The 21,509-nt window shown below is 58.6% G+C and carries 17 protein-coding genes and 1 pseudogene; 10 read left to right on the top strand and 8 right to left on the bottom strand.

The features are described from left to right. Together PEH01S_RS30880 and PEH01S_RS30885 are read left to right on the top strand one after the other, a co-directional pair. Positions 1 to 2,076, top strand: a 2,076-nt coding sequence (locus PEH01S_RS30880; RefSeq protein ID WP_164828099.1) for a DEAD/DEAH box helicase, incomplete at its 5' end; no start/stop codon positions are given. A gap of 279 nt (positions 2,077 to 2,355) precedes the next feature. Further along, entirely contained in the window at positions 2,356 to 5,271 is a 2,916-nt protein-coding gene (locus tag PEH01S_RS30885) for an ATP-binding protein (protein ID WP_127490026.1), read from the top strand. A gap of 112 nt (positions 5,272 to 5,383) precedes the next feature. On the opposite strand, the gene PEH01S_RS30890 is transcribed toward PEH01S_RS30885, so the two are convergent. From PEH01S_RS30890 to PEH01S_RS30900, 3 genes are all read right to left on the bottom strand, one after another. Continuing rightward, the gene (locus PEH01S_RS30890; RefSeq protein WP_127490028.1) at positions 5,384 to 6,976 is read right to left on the bottom strand and encodes a UDP-glucose--hexose-1-phosphate uridylyltransferase; all 1,593 of its coding nucleotides are present in this window, start codon (positions 6,974 to 6,976) and stop codon (positions 5,384 to 5,386) included. 57 nt (positions 6,977 to 7,033) lie between these two features. After that, a complete protein-coding gene (galE, locus tag PEH01S_RS30895) occupies positions 7,034 to 8,020 on the bottom strand; it encodes a UDP-glucose 4-epimerase GalE (RefSeq protein ID WP_127490030.1) in 987 nt (328 codons plus the stop codon). Positions 8,021 to 8,089: 69 nt separating this feature from the next. Further along, complete coding sequence (locus PEH01S_RS30900; protein WP_127490032.1) at positions 8,090 to 9,265, bottom strand: galactokinase; 1,176 nt, start codon at positions 9,263 to 9,265, stop codon at positions 8,090 to 8,092. 218 nt (positions 9,266 to 9,483) lie between these two features. Here PEH01S_RS30900 and PEH01S_RS30905 point away from each other — a divergent pair, with 218 nt between their 5' ends. Beyond that, on the top strand, positions 9,484 to 10,371 hold the full coding sequence (locus PEH01S_RS30905; RefSeq protein ID WP_127490035.1) for an AraC family transcriptional regulator: 888 nt from the start codon (positions 9,484 to 9,486) through the stop codon (positions 10,369 to 10,371). 46 nt (positions 10,372 to 10,417) lie between these two features. Here PEH01S_RS30905 and PEH01S_RS30910 read toward each other — a convergent pair whose 3' ends face one another. Next, positions 10,418 to 12,556, bottom strand: a complete 2,139-nt coding sequence (locus PEH01S_RS30910; protein ID WP_127490037.1) for a sensor histidine kinase — start codon at positions 12,554 to 12,556, stop codon at positions 10,418 to 10,420. 191 nt (positions 12,557 to 12,747) lie between these two features. On the opposite strand from PEH01S_RS30910, the gene PEH01S_RS30915 reads away from it, so the two are divergent. Further along, a complete protein-coding gene (locus PEH01S_RS30915; protein WP_025851981.1) occupies positions 12,748 to 13,440 on the top strand; it encodes a response regulator transcription factor in 693 nt (230 codons plus the stop codon). Positions 13,441 to 13,448: 8 nt separating this feature from the next. On the opposite strand, the gene rluF is transcribed toward PEH01S_RS30915, so the two are convergent. Then, a complete protein-coding gene (gene rluF / locus PEH01S_RS30920; RefSeq protein WP_127490039.1) occupies positions 13,449 to 14,147 on the bottom strand; it encodes a 23S rRNA pseudouridine(2604) synthase RluF in 699 nt (232 codons plus the stop codon). A gap of 162 nt (positions 14,148 to 14,309) precedes the next feature. Between rluF and PEH01S_RS30925 the strand changes: the two genes are divergently transcribed. Then, entirely contained in the window at positions 14,310 to 14,798 is a 489-nt protein-coding gene (locus PEH01S_RS30925) for a GyrI-like domain-containing protein (RefSeq protein ID WP_127490041.1), read from the top strand. Between the two features lie 62 nt (positions 14,799 to 14,860). Here PEH01S_RS30925 and PEH01S_RS30930 read toward each other — a convergent pair whose 3' ends face one another. Continuing rightward, a complete protein-coding gene (locus PEH01S_RS30930; protein ID WP_127490043.1) occupies positions 14,861 to 15,316 on the bottom strand; it encodes a hypothetical protein in 456 nt (151 codons plus the stop codon). A gap of 148 nt (positions 15,317 to 15,464) precedes the next feature. On the opposite strand from PEH01S_RS30930, the gene PEH01S_RS30935 reads away from it, so the two are divergent. The 3 genes from PEH01S_RS30935 (at position 15,465) to PEH01S_RS30945 (ending at position 18,839) form a co-directional block, all read left to right on the top strand. Beyond that, positions 15,465 to 15,932: a hypothetical protein gene (locus tag PEH01S_RS30935; protein WP_127490045.1), complete on the top strand. Its 468-nt coding sequence runs from the start codon at positions 15,465 to 15,467 to the stop codon at positions 15,930 to 15,932. A 171-nt stretch (positions 15,933 to 16,103) separates the two neighbouring features. Further along, the gene (locus PEH01S_RS30940; RefSeq protein WP_127490047.1) at positions 16,104 to 18,476 is read left to right on the top strand and encodes a transglycosylase domain-containing protein; all 2,373 of its coding nucleotides are present in this window, start codon (positions 16,104 to 16,106) and stop codon (positions 18,474 to 18,476) included. 84 nt (positions 18,477 to 18,560) lie between these two features. Then, complete coding sequence (locus PEH01S_RS30945) at positions 18,561 to 18,839, top strand: hypothetical protein (RefSeq protein ID WP_127490049.1); 279 nt, start codon at positions 18,561 to 18,563, stop codon at positions 18,837 to 18,839. Positions 18,840 to 18,927: 88 nt separating this feature from the next. On the opposite strand, the gene PEH01S_RS30950 is transcribed toward PEH01S_RS30945, so the two are convergent. Then, the gene (locus PEH01S_RS30950; RefSeq protein WP_127490051.1) at positions 18,928 to 20,259 is read right to left on the bottom strand and encodes an MFS transporter; all 1,332 of its coding nucleotides are present in this window, start codon (positions 20,257 to 20,259) and stop codon (positions 18,928 to 18,930) included. Between the two features lie 201 nt (positions 20,260 to 20,460). Between PEH01S_RS30950 and PEH01S_RS30955 the strand changes: the two genes are divergently transcribed. Both PEH01S_RS30955 and PEH01S_RS34875 read left to right on the top strand, forming a co-directional pair. Next, positions 20,461 to 20,619, top strand: a complete 159-nt coding sequence (locus tag PEH01S_RS30955; RefSeq protein ID WP_173426602.1) for a hypothetical protein — start codon at positions 20,461 to 20,463, stop codon at positions 20,617 to 20,619. Then, positions 20,616 to 20,780: a hypothetical protein gene (locus PEH01S_RS34875; RefSeq protein WP_164828098.1), complete on the top strand. Its 165-nt coding sequence runs from the start codon at positions 20,616 to 20,618 to the stop codon at positions 20,778 to 20,780. The genes PEH01S_RS30955 and PEH01S_RS34875 overlap by 4 nt, the downstream gene beginning before the upstream one ends. Positions 20,781 to 20,878: 98 nt before the next feature. On the opposite strand, the pseudogene PEH01S_RS34880 reads toward PEH01S_RS34875, so the two are convergent. Continuing rightward, positions 20,879 to 21,509 (bottom strand): annotated as a pseudogene (locus tag PEH01S_RS34880) (hypothetical protein); the annotation flags it as partial.

Raw genomic sequence — 21,509 nt, forward strand, 5'->3', positions numbered from 1 at the left:
CCGTGGCTCGCCGAGGGCGAAGCCGGGCTGCGCAGCACGCTGACGCCGGACGAGGCGTGGGAGCTGCTGGCCAAAGGCAGCCTGCGCCTGATGGAAGCGGGCTATTCGGTCATTCTGCCCGCATGGTGGGAACGCGTCCGCAGATGGCGTCCGCGCCTCAAAGCGAAAATTAAATCGTCGGTCGGCTCCGGCCCGCAGTCGATGTTCGGCCTGAATCAGCTCATGCAGTTCGACTGGAAAATCGCGCTGGGCGACGTCGAGCTGACCGAGGCGGAATTCCGCGAGCTGCTGGAACAGAACCGGCGGCTTGTACAAATCCGCGGGCAGTGGGTCCAGCTCGACCCGGTTCATCTCGCCCAGCTGCAGCGCGTCATGCATCAGGTGGAGAAAAAGCAGGGGCTTTCGTTCCGGGACGTGCTGGAGCTTCATTTGCTCGGCTCCAGCGAAGGCGAGGAGGACAAAGACTTCCACCGTACGCTCAACATGGAAGTCGAGCTGAACGAGCAGCTTCAGGAGCTTGTCGATCTGCTCAACCACGCGAAGCGCCCTCCGCTGCTGGAGCCGCCGGACAGCTTCCGCGGCAAGCTGCGGCCGTATCAGGTGGAAGGCATCTCGTGGCTTGTGTTCTTGCGCCAATGCGGCCTCGGCGGCTGTTTGGCCGACGACATGGGGCTCGGCAAGACGATCCAGATGATCACGTACTTGCTGCACCTCCGGGAGCAGCGGCTGGCCGCCGAACCCCAAGCGGCTGACACGCCGCAGACGGACGGAGCCTCCCCTTCTCTGCTGATCTGCCCGACCTCCGTGCTGGGCAACTGGCAGAAGGAGCTGCAGCGCTTCGCGCCGGACCTGCGCGTGCATCTGCATTACGGGCCGGCCCGGGCCAAAGGAAACGGCTTCGCCGAGAGCTGCAGCGACAGCGACCTCGTGCTCACGACGTACACGCTGTCGCATCTGGACGAAGCGGAGCTGGGCTCCGTTTCATGGGAATCGATCTGCCTCGACGAAGCGCAGAACATCAAGAACGCCTACACGAAGCAGGCGCAATCGATCCGCAAGCTTGCCGGACGGCACAGGATCGCCCTGACCGGGACCCCGATCGAGAACCGGCTGACCGAGCTGTGGTCGATCTTCGATTTTCTCAACCCGGGCTATCTCGGCACGCTGCGCGATTTCACCCAGCGGTACGTCGGCGCCATCGAGCGTACGCAGGACAAGGAGCTGATCGCCAAGGTACAGCGGCTGATTCGGCCCTTCCTGCTGCGGCGCGTCAAGAAAGACCCGTCCATTCAGCTCGATCTTCCGGAAAAGTACGAGTACAAAACCTACGTCTCGCTCACGGCCGAACAGGCGACGCTGTACGAGAACTACATTCAAGACATGTTCGAGCGGATCGACAAGCTGTCGGCCATGGAGCGCCGCGGGATGATTCTCGCCGCGCTGACGAAGCTGAAGCAGATCTGCAACCATCCGGCGCTGCTCGCCAAGGAGGCCGTCCGGGCCCCTTGGCGAGAACGTTCGAACAAGGTCGAACGGCTGCTGGAAATGGTGCAGGAGCTGCGGCAGGAAGGCGACAAGTGTCTCATTTTTACCCAATTTGTGGAAACGGGGCATTTGCTGCAGCGGGTGCTGGAGGAAGAGTTCGGAGGCAAGGTGCCCTTTCTTCACGGGGGCAGCTCCAAGGCGGAGCGGGACCGCATGATCGAAACGTTCCAAGGCGAAGCGCCGCCGGAGGAGGACGATTCCGGCATCTTCCTGCTGTCGCTCAAAGCCGGCGGCACCGGGCTTAATCTGACCGCGGCGAACCACGTGTTCCATTTCGACCGTTGGTGGAATCCGGCCGTGGAAAACCAGGCGACGGACCGCGCCTTCCGGATCGGACAGACGCGCCATGTGCAGGTGCACAAATTCGTCACGCTGGGCACGCTGGAGGAGCGCATCGACGAGATGATCGACAAGAAGCTCGGGCTCAGCCAGCAAATCGTCGGCACCGGCGAGCAGTGGATCACCGAGCTGTCGACGGACGACCTGAAAGAGCTGTTCTCCCTGCGCAGCGAATGGGTGGAGCGCGCCTGACCCGCTCCGCCGCTCGCTGCTCCCGGCAGGCGTCTCCGCCGCCGGTTTAAGCGCCCTTTTCCCCTCCCTCTTCGCTTCAGGTCCCCATCCACTTTTTTGAATACATTGCTCCCTGACAGCATTCGACTCATGCCATCGTAAGCCGCTCTTTTCGGCGATGCGGCGATACTTTTTTGCGTTCCGGCTCGAAAAGCACCGTTCGCTATAGAGGATTTACCCTTCTTTTGTCGAACTAGGAACGTACAAAAAATGTCTATATACCGAAAAGGTGGCTCTGCCATGAACATTTCACGATCGAAAATTTCCCTGGGTTACGTTATCGTCGTCGTTTTTCTGCTCGTGATGATCAGCGTCTCCAGCTTTATCGCCTCCTCCAGTACGGAGAAGGAACTGAACAGCGTCGTGAACGAAGTGATTCCGCTAAACAATCTGGCCGAAAGCTTACTGATCGACCTGATCAATATGGAGTCCGGGCTGCGGGGCTACGAGGTGACGCAAGACGAGAAATACCTGGAGCCCTACGATTTCGGCAAAGCCCAGCTGCAGGACGACTTGCTCGCCATGGCCAAGTTTCAAAAGAAATACCCCGGCCTGCGCAGCGTCATGGAAGGCGACGCCATTCCGCAAATTCAGCGGCTGCAGGAGCATTATGCCAGCCAAATCGAGCTGATCCGCGCCGGGAAGCTGTCCGATGCGATCAAGCGGGTGTCCATGGGCAAAAACCAGATGGACCGCTTTCGCCAAATTCACGCGAAGCTGACCGCCGAGATCGAGCTCATCGCAGCGGAAGCGTATACATCGGCCCAAACCGCGGAGAAACGGGCGCGCGTCATCGTTTTCATCGGAGGCAGCATCGCCATTGTCGTCGGCCTGTTCTCGTTCTTCATTTTCAACCGGGCCAATCAGGCGGAAGCCAAGCTGCGCAAAAGCGAGGAAACGTACCGATTTATGGCGGAGAGCCTGGAGGTGCAGAACGAAGAGATCATTGCCCAGCAGGAGGAGCAGGAAGCGACGTTGGAGAAGCTGTCGCAGCGCGAGCAGGAATTGGAGGCCATCAGCAGCTATCAGGAAAAGCTGACCGGCTCGACGGACATGGCCGACTTTTTGAACGCTTCCCTCCCGGCGCTATTGGAATCGCTGCAGCTTGACGCGGCTCTGCTTGTCTTGAAAACACCGGACGGCGAAGGGGCGGAAGCGTCTTATCAGGTCGCTTATTCCATCGGCTATCCGTCAACGCTGCCCGCCATGCTGGAAAGCGAGCTGTTCGGCATGGCGAGGCGCGTCCTGAAGGAGAAAATGCCGCTGGAGTGCATGCGTCAGGCTACGGTGCAGGAAAGCGGCTTCCATCAAGGCATCACTCACGCGATAGACCGCTATTATCCGCTGTTCAACGATGAGCATGAAGTCACCGGCTTCCTGCTGCTGACCGGATATCTGACTTCGCCGGACGAGCAAAAAACGCGGCTGGCCAAAGGGCTCATTCACCAGTTCGGACTCGCCTTCCTGGCGCAGCAAATGAACGAGGAGCGCCGTCGTCAGGCCGCCCGTCTGGAGACGCTCTACGAGCAGCTTCAACAGGAGAAAGCGGCGATGGAGGAGCAGCGCGACTTGATCAACAATATCCTCGAATCGACACACGAGGGCATGATGATGTGCGATGCTTCAGGGAAGCTGATGTTTTTCAATCATCGCATGAACGACTTCCTCCGGCTGAGCGGACGCACCGGCGAATCAATCGCCGAGATCAGTCAGGACCTGCTCGACAACTCGCCGAGCTTTGCCCGTGTTTCCCAATCGATTCGCGGTCTGCTGCGCGGCGACTTGAACACGCTGACGGAGCGCTTCTCGTTCACCGACGGGGAGGAGCAGCAAAGATACGTGGAGCTGTACGCCATCCGCATGATGGTCGAACGTCACGGCGAGAAGCTCGGCTTCCTGTTCGTGTTCCGCGACCGGACCGAGGAAGAGAAAGTCGACGAGATGAAGAATGAATTCATCAGCATCGTCTCGCACGAGCTGCGGACGCCGCTTGCCAGCGTTCTCGGTTTTATCGAGATTTTGCTCAACCGCCAGCTTACGCCGGAGAAGCAGCAGCGCTATCTGCAAACCGTCTATAAAGAGGCGACCCGGCTTTCGACGCTGATCAACGATTTCTTGGATCTGCAGCGGATGGAATCCGGCAAGCAAATTTATCATTTTGCACCGGTGGAGCTGGGAGGATTGCTGCAGGAGGTGGTCGATCAGTGGCGGGGCAAGCAAAGCCACGACATCTCGCTTCATCTGCCGGAGCACGAAGTGTGGGTGCGCGGCGACGCGGACCGGTTGAAGCAGGTGGCGCACAACCTGCTCAGCAACGCGATCAAATATTCGCCTCAGGCGGACCGTGTCGATCTGACGCTTCGGCAGGACGGCCAAGACGTACAATTCCTGGTTCAGGATTACGGTCTCGGCATCCCGGAGGAAGCCAAGGATAAGCTGTTCTCCAAATTTTATCGTGTCGACAATTCCGACCGCAGGCAGATCGGCGGTACAGGCCTCGGGCTGTCCATCGTGCGGGAAATCGTCGAAGGCCATGAGGGGACGGTCGCGTTCGAATCGGAGATGGGCGCAGGAACAACCTTCACCGTGACGCTTCAAGCTTACCGGGTCGGAACGGCGGACAACAGCATCATGATTTTGGAGGACAACGATAACTTGGCGAAGCTGATTCAAGTGGCGCTCGCCAAGCTGCAAATCCCGACGATGCATGTACGCTCGGCCGAGGAAGGCATTCTCGCCCTGCACCGGATCGAAGAGGGCGGTCCGCAGCTGTGTATCGTGGACATTCATCTGGAGGGAACGAAGAACGGCTGGGATTTCATCGGTGAGCTGTACCGCCATCCGAAGTTTTACCGGACCCCGGTTATCGTATCCACGGCGCTGGAGCCGCCGCAGGATTATCACGAGAAGGATATCGAGAAATTTTTGCGCAAGCCGTTCTCGATGGAGAAGCTGCTGCAGGTGGCCGAGCATTTGCTTAGCAACACCGACCGGCATCCGGCATACATTTTCCCGGCGCAGGATGAAAATTTCCTGACCAACACGCTCGCTAAAAACGGCATCGAGGTCGAAGAAATTACCCGGAAGCCCGGTCTGATCGAGATCGAGCCGAGAACGCGCCGGCCTTCCGGCGACGAAGACTCCCGGGCCGGATAGTCCTGATTCGATTAAGAAAGGGCAAGACCCCCACGCGGCACTCCGTCAACACGGCGTCCCGGATGGGGGTCTTTTTCGTTTCCTTAAGGGCTGACGCTTTTCCGTTCCTGCATTAAGCGCGCACGCCGAGGTGCCGCAAAAACGCCCGGAACCGCTCCATCCCCTGCTCACTGCGCTTGTATACGCCCGCGTCGCGCAGCACGTCCGCGAACTTGCGGCCCGTCTCCGTTTGCAGCGCATGCCTCGCGTCCTCCTCCGGCATCGCCGTACCGTAACGGCCGATCAACTCCTCCAGCCATACGGCGTGCTTGTGCAGCGGATGCGACGGGTCGCTCGTAATCTTCCCGTCCAGCCTTTCTTTCCCGGTCAACAGCTTGGAAGCCAGCTCCAGCTCGTCCTTGAGACGTCCGGGCAGCACGGCAAGCCCCATCACCTCGATCAGGCCGATATTTTCTTTCTTGATGTGGTGAAGCTCCTTGTGCGGGTGAAAAATGCCGTCGGGATGCTCCTCGCTGGTCCGGTTGTTGCGCAGCACCAGATCAAGCTCATATTCCCCGCTTGCATTGTTGCGGGCAATGGGAGTGATCGTGTTGTGTGGCACCTTGATGCCCGCCTGCTCCGTAAACGCAAAGATGTCTTGCGACGGGTCGCTGTACATCTTCCACGCTTCCAGAACCGCCGTGGCGAGCTTCAGCAGCTGATCACGGTTATGGGTAGAGAGGCGGATGACCGACATCGGCCATTTGACGATGCCGATCTTCATTCCGGGATAATCCGGATGGCTGAAGCTTTCTTCGACGCCCGCCTTTTCCATCGGAAACTTGTGCCGCCCGCCTTGAAAATGATCATGGTTCAGGATCGAGCCGCCGACGATCGGCAGGTCGGCATTCGAGCCGACGAAATAATGAGGGAAGCGATCCACGAAATCGAGCAGGCGCTCGAACGTCTCCTTCGACGTCTTCATCGGCCGGTGCGTCCGGTCGAAAATGATGCTGTGCTCGTTGTAATACACGTAAGGCGAATATTGAAAGTACCACGTTTCCCCGGCCAGCTCCACCGGAATGACCCGCAGATTCTGCCGCGCAGGATGATTGAGTCTGCCGGTGTAGCCCACGTTTTCGATGCACAGCAGACATTTGGGGTAATGGCTCTGCGGCGCGTTTCGGAGCATGGCGATTTCCTTCGGGTCCTTCTCCGGCTTCGAAAGGTTTACGGTAATTTCCAAATCGCCGAATTCCGTCGGCGCAAGCCAATACATGTTTTTGCCGATCCGGTCCATCCGGATGTAGTTCGAATCGATACACAGCTTGTAGAAAGCGTCCGTCGCCGCTTCGATGCCTGTGGACTTCGCGGTCGTCCAGAACCGGTGCACAAGCTCGGATGACCGAGGCATAAGCTGCCCCATCAAACGGGCATCCAGCAGATCGCGCACCGTCGTGTTGTTTTCTTCGAGCAAGCCCTTGTCGGCCGCGTAATCGAGCAGCGGCTCCAGCAGCTCCACTGCACTGTCCGCCACCGGCTCGGTTAGTTCGCCCTCGTACGGCTCGCCGATACAAAGCAGATCGAGCAGCCCGTTGCGGGCCGCATAGACATCGAGCGGCTCCAGCAGTCCGCGGTTCAAACCGAATTGAAGCAGACGTTCGACCCGGTAGGCCGCCTTCCGGTCGGGGGAGCCGAATTCCGTGTCCTTCTGTCTTTGTTCCATTGTTCTCCACTCCTTTGGATCGGCCGGCCTTCGGCCCGAACGCCTGCACCCGTTTATTTATTTGCCGTAGCCGTCCGGATTCGCTTGATGCCAAGCCCATGCGGAAGCGATGATTTGCTTCAAGCTGTCCCGCTTCGGCTGCCAGCCGAGCTCCGTTCTGCCGCGCTCCGAGGAGGCGACAAGCACCGCCGGGTCTCCCGCTCTGCGGGCTTCAACAACCGCCGGAATCGCGTGTCCCGTCACTTCGCGCGCGATGTCGATCACTTCTTTGACGGAGAAGCCTTTGCCGTTGCCGAGATTGTACACGCTGCTCTCCCCGCCTGCGCGAAGCTTTTCCACCGCGAGAATGTGGGCGTCCGCAAGGTCGGTCACATGGATGTAGTCGCGGATGCACGTGCCGTCCGGCGTCGCATAATCGTCGCCGAAAATCGAGATATGCGCACGCTTGCCAAGCGCCACCTGCAGAATGATCGGCACCAGGTGGGTCTCCGGCGAATGGTCTTCGCCGATCCGGCCGCTTTCGTGCGCACCGGCCGCGTTGAAATAGCGCAGCGAGACGTATTTGATGCCGTGCGCGGTATCGAACCAGCGCATCATCTTTTCCATGGCAAGCTTCGTTTCGCCGTAAGCGTTCGTCGGCAGCGTCCGGTCCGTTTCCAGAATCGGAACGTTCTCCGGCTCGCCATACGTCGCCGCCGTGGACGAAAATACGATTTTCTTCACGCCGTATTCGTTCATTTTCTCCAGCAGGCAGAGCGTCCCGTAGACGTTGTTATGATAATATTTGCCAGGCAGCTGCATGCTTTCGCCGACGAGCGAGCTCGCTGCGAAATGAATGACGGCGTCGATATCGTTTTCGCGGAATACCGTATCTAAAAAGTCCGCATCGCGGATGTCCCCGACGTACAGCTTCCCGCCGAGCACCGCTTCCCGGTGTCCCTGCTGCAAATTGTCGACGATCACCACCTCTTCGCCTTTTGCCAGCAGCTCCGCTACCGTATGCGAGCCGATATAACCCGCGCCTCCGGTTACCATAATGGCCATAGTCCAGCCTCTCCTTCCGCCAATCCGAATGTATTATTAGTTCCGTCCGTTCATCACGAACGATTGCGTCTAAAGCCGCAGCTCCTCCACGCCATTCCCAATGTCGCATACATAGAAGTCCGCGGTCAAGCCGGTCTTCTCCTTATACACGCGGCCCACCTCGCCGACAAACCGCTCCACGCTGTCCTGATGCACCAACGATACCGTGCAGCCGCCGAAGCCGGCGCCCGTCATCCGCGAGCCAAGCACGCCGGGAACGGCAAGCGCCGCTTCAACCATCGTGTCCAGCTCGACGCCGGTCACCTCGTACAAATCGCGCAGCGAGTTATGCGACCCGATCATGAGGCGGCCGAACGCCGCCAAGTCTCCCCGTTGGAGCACCTCGATGGACTGCAGCACCCGGTCGATTTCCTCGACGACGTGCTGCGCCCGTTTGCGCACCGTTTCGTCCGGGATCAGATGCTGCGCGCTCCGGTACTGCTCCAGTGACAGCTGGCCGAGCAGCGTCAGCTCGGGATACTCGGCCGCCAAGTACTTCACCGCCTGCTCGCACTGCGAACGGCGCTCGTTATAAGCCGAGTCGACGAGCCCGCGCTTTTTGTTCGTATTGCCGATCACCAGCTTGTATTCGCCGCTTGCGAACGGCACGTGCTTGTATTCCAGCGTATCGCACATGAGCAGAATCGCATGCTCCTTCTTGCCCATCGCTACCGCAAATTGATCCATGATGCCGCATTGCACGCCGATGAACTCGTTCTCGGCCTTTTGCGACAGCAGCGCGATCTCCACCTTGTCCGTCGGCTGCCCTTCCATCGTGAGCAGGCCGTAAGCCGTCACCACTTCGATAGAAGCCGAAGAGGAAAGGCCGGAGCCGTTCGGAATCGCCCCGCTGTACAAAATATCGTAACCGCCGACGGACAGCCCCCGCTTTTGCAGTTCGCGGATGATGCCCTTCGGATAATTGATCCAATCGTCTTCGGCGCGGAATTCGACCTGCTGAATGGAAATATGCTTGCGCAGCGGAAAGTTGGTGGAAGCGAAGCCCACCTGATCGTCCTCCCGTTTCCGGATCAGCATCGTCGTGCCGAACGTCAGAGCGGCCGGGAAAACATAGCCTCCGTTGTAATCGGTATGCTCCCCGATCAGATTGACGCGCCCCGGCGCATGAAACGCCCGGACAGGATTGGAGCTCTCTCCTCCGTACAGCTCGACAAACTGCTCCAGCAATGCTTTGACTTCCGTCATGACGGTTCACCTCGTTATGGATTTAAGAAGACACGTTCGATATAGCGAATTTTTTATAGTAAGCTTTGCTTCAAGTATAGCCCGGACAATCGGTTTTCACTATGGAACGATGTCAGAGCGACATGGAAAAATGCTAGATCATGAACGCATAGACAACCTCCGTCGTGCTATACTGAACCTATCCGGGGCGATAGCCCCAAAAGGAGGCGAGTCGCGACGTGTCCGGTCCCGTCAAACGTCCCGATACCTATTTTGTCGTATCCAACCCGTATCCCGCGCCGGAAGACAGCCCTTTGACCGTCCTGTTCGCCGGCCACAGCCAGACGAAGCCGGGCCATAAGCCCGGACCGAAGGTCGTCGATTATTATTTGCTGCATCATGTGTTATCCGGCAAAGGCACCTACGTCTGCCAGGGACAGACCTACGAGCTCGGCGCAGGAGACAGCTTCCTGATCGAGCCGGGCAAGCTGGTCAATTACATGGCCGATACGCTTGACCCGTGGCACTATCGTTGGGTCGCCTTCGAAGGGCCGCTCGCCGGGCGCTTGCTGCAGGATACGGGCCTGAGCTCGCAGCAGCCGGTCGTCCATACCGGGCGCAAGCGCTCGATCGGCGTCCTGTTCCGCCAAGTGCAGCTGGCGTTTCAGCAACGCGGCGCAGGCGCCAATCTGAAAGCGAACGGCTGCCTGCACCTGCTGTTCGCCGAGTTCGCGGAAGCGCTTCGCCCCCTCCATGCGGACGAGCCGGAGCAGGCGACCGCCGCCGGGCAAACGGTGCAGCGGGCGCTGCAGTATTTGTCCAAGCAGTATGCCGAGCCGATCACGATCGAGCTGATGGCCGAGTCGCTCGGCTACAACCGCGCTTATCTCTCGACGCTGTTCAAGCGGCAGACCGGGCTGACGCCGGTGACGTTCCTGCTGCGGCTCCGGCTCGATAAAGCGCGCCATCTGCTGCGGGAGCGCCCGGAGCTGACCGTGGAGCAGATCGCGTCTTCGGTCGGCTTCCAGGACCCGCTGTACTTTTCGAAGCAGTTCAAGCGGCATTACCAGCTCTCGCCAACGGATTACCGCAGCTCGCTGCTGCATCCCCCGGGCTCCGGCGATTAAGCGTCGCGTATGGGATTCACTGTTGGCGCCGCCGGCGTCCGGGTCTTTATTCACCCCCTTTCACGAGGGGCAGCGCGAAAGCGATGCAGGCGCCTTGACCGACGCGGCTTTGCGCCCAGATCCGGCCCCCATGGTAGTCGATAATCTCCTTGGCGATGGCCAGCCCGAGGCCGCTGCCGCCGCCGGCCGTGTTGCGGGACTTGTCTTTCTTGTAGAAACGGTCGAAAATGTAGGGCAAATCTTCCGGATCAATGCCCGAGCCGTTATCCTGCACCTGCACGACAAGCGAATGCTCGTCCACGATAAAATGAAGCTGGATCAGCCCGCCGCGGGGCGTATGCTTGACCGCATTGTAAATGACGTTGGTCAGCACCTGATCGATCCGGTCCATGTCGATTTTGACGATGGCCTGCCGGTGGGCTTCGGGCCGCAGCGAGTAAGCGACCGTCTCGAACCTGAGCCCGGCGCCGGCCAGCTCCAGCTCGTAGCGCTCGTCGAAATACCGGATGAAGTCTTCCGTGCTCACCGGCTGGATATCGAAATCCATCTGTCTGGCCTCCAGCTTCGAGAGCTGAAACAGATCGGCAATGAGCCGGTTCAAGCCCGTAATCCGGTTATGGATGAGCTTTAAATACTTTTGCTGCTGGTCGGGCTGGGAGACGACGCCGTCGATGAGCGCTTCCACGTACCCTTGAATCAGCGTCATCGGCGTTCCCAGATCGTGCGAGATATTGCTGAGCAGGTGCCGCCTTGACGTTTCCATCCGGGCCAAGTCGTCGTTCATCCGCTCCAGACTGCGGTTGATGCGTTCCAGTTCGGCGGTCCGCTCGCGAATTTTATGCTCCAGTCCGGTGTTCATCTCGCGCATTTGCCGCGATAGCGTCTCCACTTCCACGTAAGCCTTGGCCGATTTGGCGCTCAGGATGAACGAGGTCATGAACACGCAGACAAGCAGCCCGTACGCCGACACCTCGCCAAGCTTGATCCACTGGTTATAGTACATGATGTCCAGCATCACGGTGGCGACGTAAGCGCCCGCTCCGATCGCGGCAAACAGGGCTCCGTCTCTTTTGCGAAGCACGGCACGGCCCAGACTGAACAGCAGATAACCGCTGGTGAGCAGCGTAATGAGCTGGAACACCGGCGTCGTATACGTCACCCACGGGGGCGGGATCAAAAATGCCGCAGCCGAGAACCCTGCGCCGAGCGCCAGAATAAGCCGGACAATGCCGGAGCGCACCTCCTGCGGGTAGAGCGAGTGCATAAACATGATCATGGCGGGCACGCCCATGTAGAAGCACACGTACTCGATGCGCAGCTCCGTGAGCCAATTCACCCCGGGAATAAAATAATACATCACGCCTTCGCCCGTAAAGAAGGCCCGTATCCCGATCAACAAACAGAAAAGCCCGAAATAAAGCGATCCCTTCTCTTTGCGTCTGAGTGCAATCAGTCCGATGTGATACAGGCCCATCGACAGCAGGCTTCCTGTCACAAGCGTCTCGATCGCAAGCTCTCTCCGGAGCTTGCTGTCAAGCGCGCTCCACGAGCCCAGCTCGACTGGTTTCCAGATGCCCCCGAGCCGGTGATGGTAATTGGATACCTGAATAACGATATCCAATGGCCCGCCTGTATGGTGAAACCGGATCAAATTGGGGGTGTATTGAGGCTTGGACGTCAGGATGTCTTCTCCGACCGTACCGCTGCTCGCGACCGGCTCGCCATTAACCCAAGCCTTGTAGGCCGTCCGGATATAGGGCAGCTTCAGTCCCAGATCCGAGGCGGTGCCATTCAGCATCACCTTCAAGTGAAAGGTCGCATGACCCGATCCGCCGGGCTGCACGCCTTCCACCAGGACACGATTCCATACCTCGGGGAGAGCAATCGGGGTTGCTTTCTCCCCCGCGGCATGCTCCCGGGAGGCCAGCTCTTCCGGCGTCAGCAGACGCATCCAGTACATGTCCCATTCGCCGTCCAGCCGGACCGTTCCATGGGATTCCAGGCCGTATCGCTCCAGGTCCATGACTCCTTGCACGGCACGGGGCGCGAACTTCTCGGCAGAGGACAGGCAGTAAGCGACACCGGTAATTCCGGCCGCCAATAAAACTATGGAAATAAACACCCAAAACCATTTATAATAGAAATAGTTTCTGGAAATCGATACCACTTTCTTCCCGTTGTTCAAATGGGCTTACATGCTAATATCGTACCTTAAACTGCATTTTTTGGAAACCGGGATAAACGGCTCACCTTTGGGGGACTCGGGGCGTTTGTCGCTGCCATATCAGAATCCAGTATCGAGTCCGGCGGGGTATGATTCTGATAGTTTCAAAGAAGCATCATGTTTCGCCGCATCATCTTTTGGAGGAGAAATCGATGCCTGGAGAAAAAATACTCATCGTCGACGATGAAGCCGAGATTGTCGAATTAATCAGTCTTTACTTGCGGAAGGAGGGGTATGATGTACTGTATTCCGGGAATGGAGCGGAAGCGCTTGCCATGGTGCGGGAGCACCGTCCCGACTTGGTAATTCTCGACATTCTGCTCCCTGAAATGGACGGCATCGAAGTATGCCGGCAAATCCGGAAGTCCTATAATACGCCGATTTTGTTTCTGAGCTGCAAAAGCGAGGATATGGATATCATTCTGGGGTTCAGCATCGGAGGGGACGATTACATCACGAAGCCGTTCAGCCCAGGCCAGCTCGTCGCCCGGGTCAAAGCGCATCTGCGGCGCAGCCAGCTGCTTGAGCAGCACAAGGAGGATTCCCAATACCTGTCGTTTCCGGGACTGGAGATCGACCTGCTCAGCCGGACCGTGAAAGCTGGCGGCGGGCTTGTACCGCTGTCTTCCAAAGAGTTCGATCTGCTGCTGCATCTCGCCCGTTCGCCCGGCAAGGTGCTCCCGCTCGAGCAGCTGTATAAAATGACCTGGGGCGTGGACAGCAACGGCGACACGCGCACGCTGCTCGTTCACATCAGCAACCTGCGCAAGAAGATCGAACCGAACCCCACCGATCCGAAATACATCCATACCGTGCGGGGGATCGGCTACAAATTCAACGTGTAGCATCAAACTTACGGCTGATGCCCGATGGCGCTCATCAGTTTATCCAGCTCTTCCGGGGTCAGATCGCGCCACTGCCCTACCGGCAAGCCGGCCAGCTTGATGTTCATAATGCGCACCCGCTTCAAACGGCGCACCTCGTAGCCGAAGGCGGCGCTCATCCGGCGGATTTGCCGGTTCAATCCTTGCGTCAGCACGATCCGAAACGTCCGGTCGTCGATGCGGCTCACTTTGCATGGTTTGGTGACGGTCCCGAGAATCCGCACGCCGCTCGCCATCCCCTGCAAAAACATCGGAGTAACCGGTTTGTTCACCGTAACGATGTATTCTTTCTCATGCTCGTGCTCCGATCGTAATATTTTGTTGACGATATCGCCGTCATTTGTCAGCAAAATCAAACCTTCGGAATCTTTATCCAGCCGTCCGATCGGAAAAATCCGCTCGCGGTGCCCTACAAAATCCACGATATTGCCGCGGACATGCCTTTCCGTCGTACTGGTGATGCCTACCGGCTTATGAAGCGCAATGTAGACGTGCTTTTTCTTCTCGTTGACCGGTTTTCCGTCGATTCGCACGTCGTCGCCTTCGCTCACCCGGCTTCCAAGCTCCGCCAACTGGCCGTTAATCGTGACACGCTTTCCCTCGATCAGCTGGTCCGCTTCACGCCGGGAGCAAATTCCGGTTTCGCTGATATATTTATTGATTCTCATCGTTCTTCACTCCGCTTGTCTGGCTTTATCGCTCCATTATACCATGCGGGTTTTTCGTTGCAAAAAATCCTGACGAAGCTGGAGAAGGAACGAGTGAAAGGATAAAAGCTTGTCTATTACGATTGAGGAAAATAACAATTTAGGAAGAGAGGCGAAAATCGTATGATCGAAAACGCGGCAAAGCTCCCGGAGATGGAGCCCGTTATTGTGGAGCACAAGGAATTGAAGCTGATCGGCATCCCATGCATCGGCTTGAACGACATGGGAGACAAGTATCGGCACGCCAAAGAAGCGCTGCTGTCCTCCGCCAAGCATTTGCCCCATATTGTGAATCCTCAAATTCACTACGGCCTGTGGCCGCACGGACCGTCGCAAAGCCATCCGGATACGCACGTCTACATCCTTTGCATGGAGGTTGAATCGTACGACGGCATTCCCGAATGGTTCCTCCGCCTGACCTTGCCGGCGCAGCGGTGCGTCGTCGTGGCAAATAAAGACGGCGATTTCGAGGCGGCCAGCCAAGCGGTCGAAGCGTATTTGCGCGAGAAGGGACTTCAAACAAGCGCGGGCGAACGTGCCTACACGATATGCGAACGATACAGCTACGAAGGCGAAGGGTTCGCGCGGTATTCGCTTCCGCTCGTCGATTGAAGCAGCCTGTTGAGCCGAACGCCAGCCCCATGCGCCCTTTTGCATTTGGCTGCATGGGGGGGTTACTTCTCGGGCGCGCTCTGCGGCTTGGAAACGGCGGCGCGCGGCGAACCGGCAACCGCTTTGTGCGGCTCCCCGGAGCTCTTCTTGGTAAACAAAGTGAAAAAGCCGGTGTGCGTCGTGATATTCATCGTTTTGCCGTCCTTCACAAAAACGCGAAGCGCCCCCACCCTCTCCTCTTTGTCTTCCTTCCACCCCCACTTGCGAATCCCATCCTCATAGAAATCGGGAATGCTTTCCGCTTCTTCCACGCCTTTCATGTTGTAGCGCACATAGACGACGCCCGGATTGGAGAACGGAACGTCCGATTTGCGCGCCTCCGCCGGAACGGGAAATTGCTCGTCGATGCTGGAACCGACAAAGCTATCGTTATTGGAAAACGCGTACCCGTACACCAGAGCGGATAAGGTTACCGCCACCATAAGAAACAAAATAATTCGCAGCGATCTGCCGCGCATACCAACACCCCCAATGAATACCTGTTCGAAAAAGAATGACGATTAAGTACCATACAAAGTTTCAACCTGCTCCGAGCCGTGTAATAAATGGGTACACGGATGCGTCATGCCGTCCGGCGGAAAATAACGAATCGAGGAGTGTTGCTCTATGTCCCGTAAAAGAACGCTGCCGTCGATCACCAAGCCCTTTTCCCACGTGCACGCTACGCTCAAAACGATGGGATTCACCGAACTGCCGTCCCGGGAAGGAAGCACGTACGAATTGACGATTCGTGATTCCGCTTCACTGCAGGAATATCCGTACCGTATCTATACGCATACGCAGGAGAACGGCCAGACCCGCATTGACTTGAACGAGGCCGGCTTCGTTGCGCAGGACAATATCCCCGCTTCGGCGGCAGCTGCTGCCCAAGAGATGCTGGCGGAGCTACAGCAATATATGGAATACGGCGCGGCCAAGACGAAGCCGACCGAATCGACGCCGATCGGCAAAGCGATGAACGGCAAGATGGCCAACAACGAGAAGGAGGTCCGCCAGCTTGGCAAAGTGATGGCAAGCCTTCCGACGAATTCGCAGGTGATGGAAAAGGGCATGCTGCCGGACCCTCTGCAGTGATATCCCCTCCCAAGAGGGATTATACCAGATCGCTTGGAGCTTCCTACGGAGGCTCCTTTTTGCTTGTCCACCTGCCGAAACAAGGCGGCCGGCGCGAATAGGTTATTAGTATTGGTTATTCACGCTGAAGCAGCGAACATTCCGTGGCAACAAAAAGGGGGATCATCAGCCATGAGCTTATCCCGGATGTTTCGTTGGAGGCCGAAAGCAAAGCCCGACACGGGTTCTCCTCCGAAGCGTGAGGGCATGCGCGAGGGGCAGTCGTATAGAGCCTCCGGCGGAGGAAGCCGTGCGGCGGACGAAGCGCGGCAGGCCGCACGGTCCACGTGGCGCAGAGCCGGCAGTGCGGAGCAAGGGGAGCCGAGCCGCAGACAGGCGGCGGGCGACTCTGCGCCGGGTGCCGGTGGCGAAGCGGCTTCGCGGAAGGAACGAGAGTACGCGGCGAGCGGCGGCCGTGCTGGGGAGCGAGAAGCCCGAGAGCCTGCGCCGGGTGCCAGCGGCATGACGGCGCGGGAGACGAAGAAAGCGCGCCGGTTCCGGGGGCGGCGGTGGTTGTGGACGGCAGGGCTGCTCTGTTGTGCAGCCGGGGCAGCGGGTCTTGGCGCTGCCGCCGTTTGGGTGCGCGGTTTGGATATCAGCAAGCTGGAGCATCCGCTCCCCGAGCCGAGCTTCGTCATGGATGCCGGGGGACAGCCGGTGTCGCAGCTTTCCTCTTCCCGAATTGTGCCGGTGCCGCTCGGCCAAATTCCGCTGGATTTGCGGAATGCCGTCGTTGCGGTAGAAGACCGGCGTTTTTACGATCATGCCGGGTTCGACGTGTGGTCGATCGGCCGGGCGCTGATCCGCGACCTGAAAGCCGGTGCGCTGGAGGAAGGCGGCAGCACGATCACGCAGCAGCTTGCCAAAAATTTGTTCCTCGACTCGGACAAATCGTTCAACCGCAAATTCAAGGAGCTCGGTTACGCGATAAAAATCAACTTCGCTTACAGCAAAGACGAAATTTTGGAGCTGTATCTGAACAGCATCTACTTCGGCGAAGGGCGCTGGGGCGTCGAAGGGGCGGCGCAGCAATATTTCGGCAAATCCGTCCAGCAGCTGACGCTTGCCGAGTCGGCCGTGCTGGCCGGTTTGCCCAAAGCCCCTTCTCTCTACTCTCCGGCGCGGCATCCGGACAAGGCGCTGGAGCGGCGAAACCTCGTGCTGTCGCTAATGAAAGATCAGCATTTCATCAGCGACGCCGCCTACGCCAAGGCTATAGCCGAGCCGATAGCGCTAAAGCCGAACAACGGAGAGTCGCTCAAAGGGCGGCATCCTTCCTATGTCGACTATGTCATGGATGAAGCCGAGAAGCTTTACGGCTTCACGGAGCAGCAGATCTTGACGCATGGACTGCGGATTCATACCGCGATGGACCTTAAGGTGCAGCAGGCGGCGGAAGAGGTGTACCGCACCGATACGCTATTCCCGCAAAGTGCTCCCGACCGCCCGGTGCAGAGCGGAGCGGTCGTGCTGGACCAACGAACCGGAAGTATCCGCGCGATTGTGGGCGCGCGGGGGGATCAGACCTACCGCGGCTTCAACCGGGCCACCGAGCTGAAGCGGCAGCCCGGCTCGTCGTTTAAGCCGCTGGCGGTGTATGGGCCTGCGCTTGAGCTTGGCTACACGCCGGAGTCGCTCTTGTATGACGGCGAGCTCGACATTTCCGGGTACCGTCCCAAGGATTGGGACGGACAGACGAGGGGGCAGGTCTCGCTTCGGGAGGCGGTACTGCGTTCGTGGAATATTCCGGCCGTGTGGCTATTGAATGAAATCGGCATCGACGCCGGAATGAACTACGTGCGCAAGGCCGGGATCGCGCTGCCTCCGGCCGACCGCAACTTAAGCCTTGCGCTCGGCGGCTTGTCCGAGGGCGTCTCGCCCTTGCAGATGGCCCAGGCGTACGGCGCCATCGCCAATCAGGGCGTGATGCAGAAAGCCCACGCCATCACCAAAATTACGACCAAGGACGGCCATACGCTCGTCGAAGCCAAGCCGCAGCCGACCAAGCTGACGGAGCCGGTCTACGCCTATACGTTGACGAGGCTGCTTCAGGAGAGTGTCGCACAGGGCACGGGGATAGCCGCTGCGCTCGGCTGCCGGCCGGCCGCAGGTAAGACGGGAACGACACAGCTGCCCGCAACGGCCGAATTTGCGGCGATCGGCCGGAACGGCGCAAAGGACGCGTGGTTCGTCGGCTTCACTCCCGAGCTGACGGCCGCGATTTGGCTCGGGTACGATCAGACGGACAAAACCCATTATTTGACCACATCGGGCGGAGCGGTGCCTGCGCAGCTGTTTCGGGAAATCATGACCCGGGCGCTGAAGGATACCCCGGTGACGGATTTTCCGATACCCGAAGAAGTGCGCCGGGCTCTGGAGGAGGCGCAGCTGCGCCAGCCGTTCGGAAGCGGCGAACGCGAGACGGGAGACGGGGAGCCGAAGGACCGCAGCGGCAAGCAGGAAGCGCACCGCCCCGGCTGGTTAAGAAAAAAACAAGGTGATTAAGCCCATTTTCGGATGGATAAGTGCCCAATTCCTCCTCTCTGACATATGGTGGAGTATGTTCTAATCAGGGAGGAGAAATCAAATATGTCTCAAGAGACGATAATCGAAACCGAAACCGCAGAGGAGTTCGAACAAATCCGTCCGCATCATCCGCATCATTGGCCGCATCATGGTCATCATCACGGACACCATTATTACCACTATCCCTATCAACCACATCCTCACGGATTCCATCCGTATGGATTCCATCCGCACGGACACCATCCGCACTCTCATCATTGGCATAGTCCGTGGGGGCATCATTATTACCATCATACCCGTTGGGTACAGGACCCTTGGTCCGGCGAATGGTACCTCGACTAAAGAAAGACGACGACGTGACAACAAAGGGCGGTTTGCATTAAGCAGACCGCCCTTTGTTCTTTTCAACGGCTTTTCACGCCGTCGCCCCTCAAGCCCCGCTTTCGGAAATCGACAGCCTACGCCGCGAAAAAAGAAAAATCGTGGACGCCAACGCGGCCAAACTGACGATAAACCCGTACAGGAACAGCCGGTGGATGCCGGTCATAAAAGCCGGCGCCGACGTCAGAAGCGCGCCCATAATCGTCACCCCGGCTGCCGTGCCGATATTCCGCGAGAAGACCTGCAGCGACGTGGAAATTCCTTTTTGATCGGCGGCGACAAGCTGCTGCACCCCGATGACCGAGACCGTATAGAGCAGCCCGTACGCCAGTCCTTGCAGCACCATGATCGCGTTGACGTACCAGAAGCCCCCTTCGTCCGGCAAAAACAGAAGCAGCAGCCCGGACAGCGTTAGCAGGACGTTGCCGGTAAACAGCAGCGGCCGATAGCCGAAGCGCAGCACCCATTTCCCGGCCGGGACGCCTACAAGAATCCACCCGACGGACATGCCGAGCAGCGAAAGCCCGCTGACGAAAAGCGAGTACCCGTGCTGCTGCAAATAAAACGGAATGTAGCTGGACGTGCCGAACAACGCCGCGCACGTCAGGAAGCCGTTCAGGTTCATCCAGGCGACGGAACCGTTCTTAAGCAGCGCCATCGGCATAATCGGCGACGGATGCCTCCGCTCGTTGTACACAAACAGCAGCAAAAACAATACGCCCCCCGCCGTATACAGCAGAAAGCCCTCGCTCACCACCGTATTGAACAGCAGCAGCCCGATGCCGAGCCCGAACCATAAGGCCCCCCAATAGTTAATCCGGCTTTTGCGTGCCTCGTACACTTCCCGGTATGGCACAAGCAGCAGCAGGGACGCCAGACAAATCGGAATATTGATATAAAAAATCCACCGCCAGTTCAAGTGCTCGATGAACAAGCTGCCAAGCAGCGGCGCCAGCACCGACGAGATGCCCCACATGCCCGTGAAGAACGCCTGAATTTTGCCCCGCGCTTCCACCGGGAACAAATCCCCGGCGATAATGGCCGGGAACGCAATCATCGCGCCAGCGCCAAGCCCTTGGAGCCCCCGGTACAGCACCAGCTGCAGCATGGTCGCCGCCGTACCGCACAGCATGGACCCGAGCAAGAAGACCAAAATGCCGACCGCGAGCACTTTCTTGCGTCCGAACAAATCCGAAAGCCTGCCGCTGAGCGGCGTCACAATCGTACATAAAATCATGTAAGAAGCGAAGCTCCATGCGTACAGCTTCACATCCCCAAGCTCCTCCGCGATCCGCGGCATCGTCGTATTCATGATCGTCGTATCCATCGACGAGATCAGCACGGCGAGCACGATGCTCGCCATCACGGCCAGCGGTTCCATTTCATGCAATTCCTTCCTCCTTCGTCATTCGCCGTGTTCCCGGAACAGTAGCTTCACTATAACACAGCGGCGCGATGCCGGGCCATGTTTTTGGTATTCCTTTCCATGTAATTTCCCACTCCCTTCCATGCATGCGGGGTTTTCCCGAAGGGAATTCTAACCGGGAAACCGATCTCATCCCTTACAGGAGGCCCATCGCCCGTGAAAATCGAAACGACCGACTACCAAATCGCCCCGCTTCTTGACCAAGAAAAAGTCGTCGATATTATTCAACAGGCGGAAGCGAGGCTGGCCGAACTGACCGGCAGACCGATTACGCTCATTGCCTATTCCAAGACGGAAGGGGAGAACAATTTGTGACCGGCAAAAGAGAAGAGGCCCGGCAGACCGATGAACCGACCATCGCCCCGGGCATGAACACGCACGATCCTTTGGAGGAAAAAGCGACGGAGGAGGAAGTACGGCGCGGTGAGGCCACGCTCGTCTCCCGTTTGTACGTGGACCGGACTCCCGGGGACTAGAGCAGTTAGAGGATCGCGGTAAAAAAGCAGCCGCGCCCGGAGCTTATCATCTCCGGACGGGCTGCTTTTTGTAGGCGGCGAAAGCGAAAGCCCTCCGATCAGTCGTCATTCTCATCGTCGTGCTTATCGCGGTCCTTCGCTTTTTCCTTTTCCTTTTCCTTTTCCTTTTCCTTCTCCTTACTCTTGCCTTTGCCATGCTCCTTGTCCGCTCCATTGCCGTTAGGCTCCGGCTTCCCGGCTTGTACGGGCGGCGTGCGGACGACTTTGGCGTCTTCTTTCCACTTCACGTCGATTTTCCAATCCGGCGAATCGTCCTTCAGCTTGAACTGCGCCGCCAAGCGCTGCTTGAGCGCCTTCTCCCAAGCGTCCTTCTCGGATGGCAGCCCTTGCAGCAGCAGAAGAAGCAGCTGCTCCGCCTGCGCTCCGTTCAGATGAACCACCGCGCGGTCCTTGGTTTGGATATAAATGTCAGCCTTATCGCCCTTGTCCGTCGGCTCCTGCTTTATCTTCAAAGCCAGCTCCCGGCTTTTCAGCTCCAACGACAGCCGCTCCCAAGGCCAGCTCCCGTTGGCCGGTTCTGCGGCAGCCGGACGCTCAGCCGAAACCGCAGGCGACTGCACCGGACCGGCCGGCGGTACGGCGGCCGTGCCGCCGGAAGGCGCAGCAGGCCCCGGCGATGCGCCTGCGCCTTGCGCCGCAGCCGCGTTCGGCTCGGCAGCCGGCGGGGCC

It is taken from the genome of Paenibacillus ehimensis NBRC 15659, from assembly GCF_004000785.1.
Taxonomy (GTDB): Bacteria; Bacillota; Bacilli; order Paenibacillales; family NBRC-103111; genus Paenibacillus_G; species Paenibacillus_G ehimensis.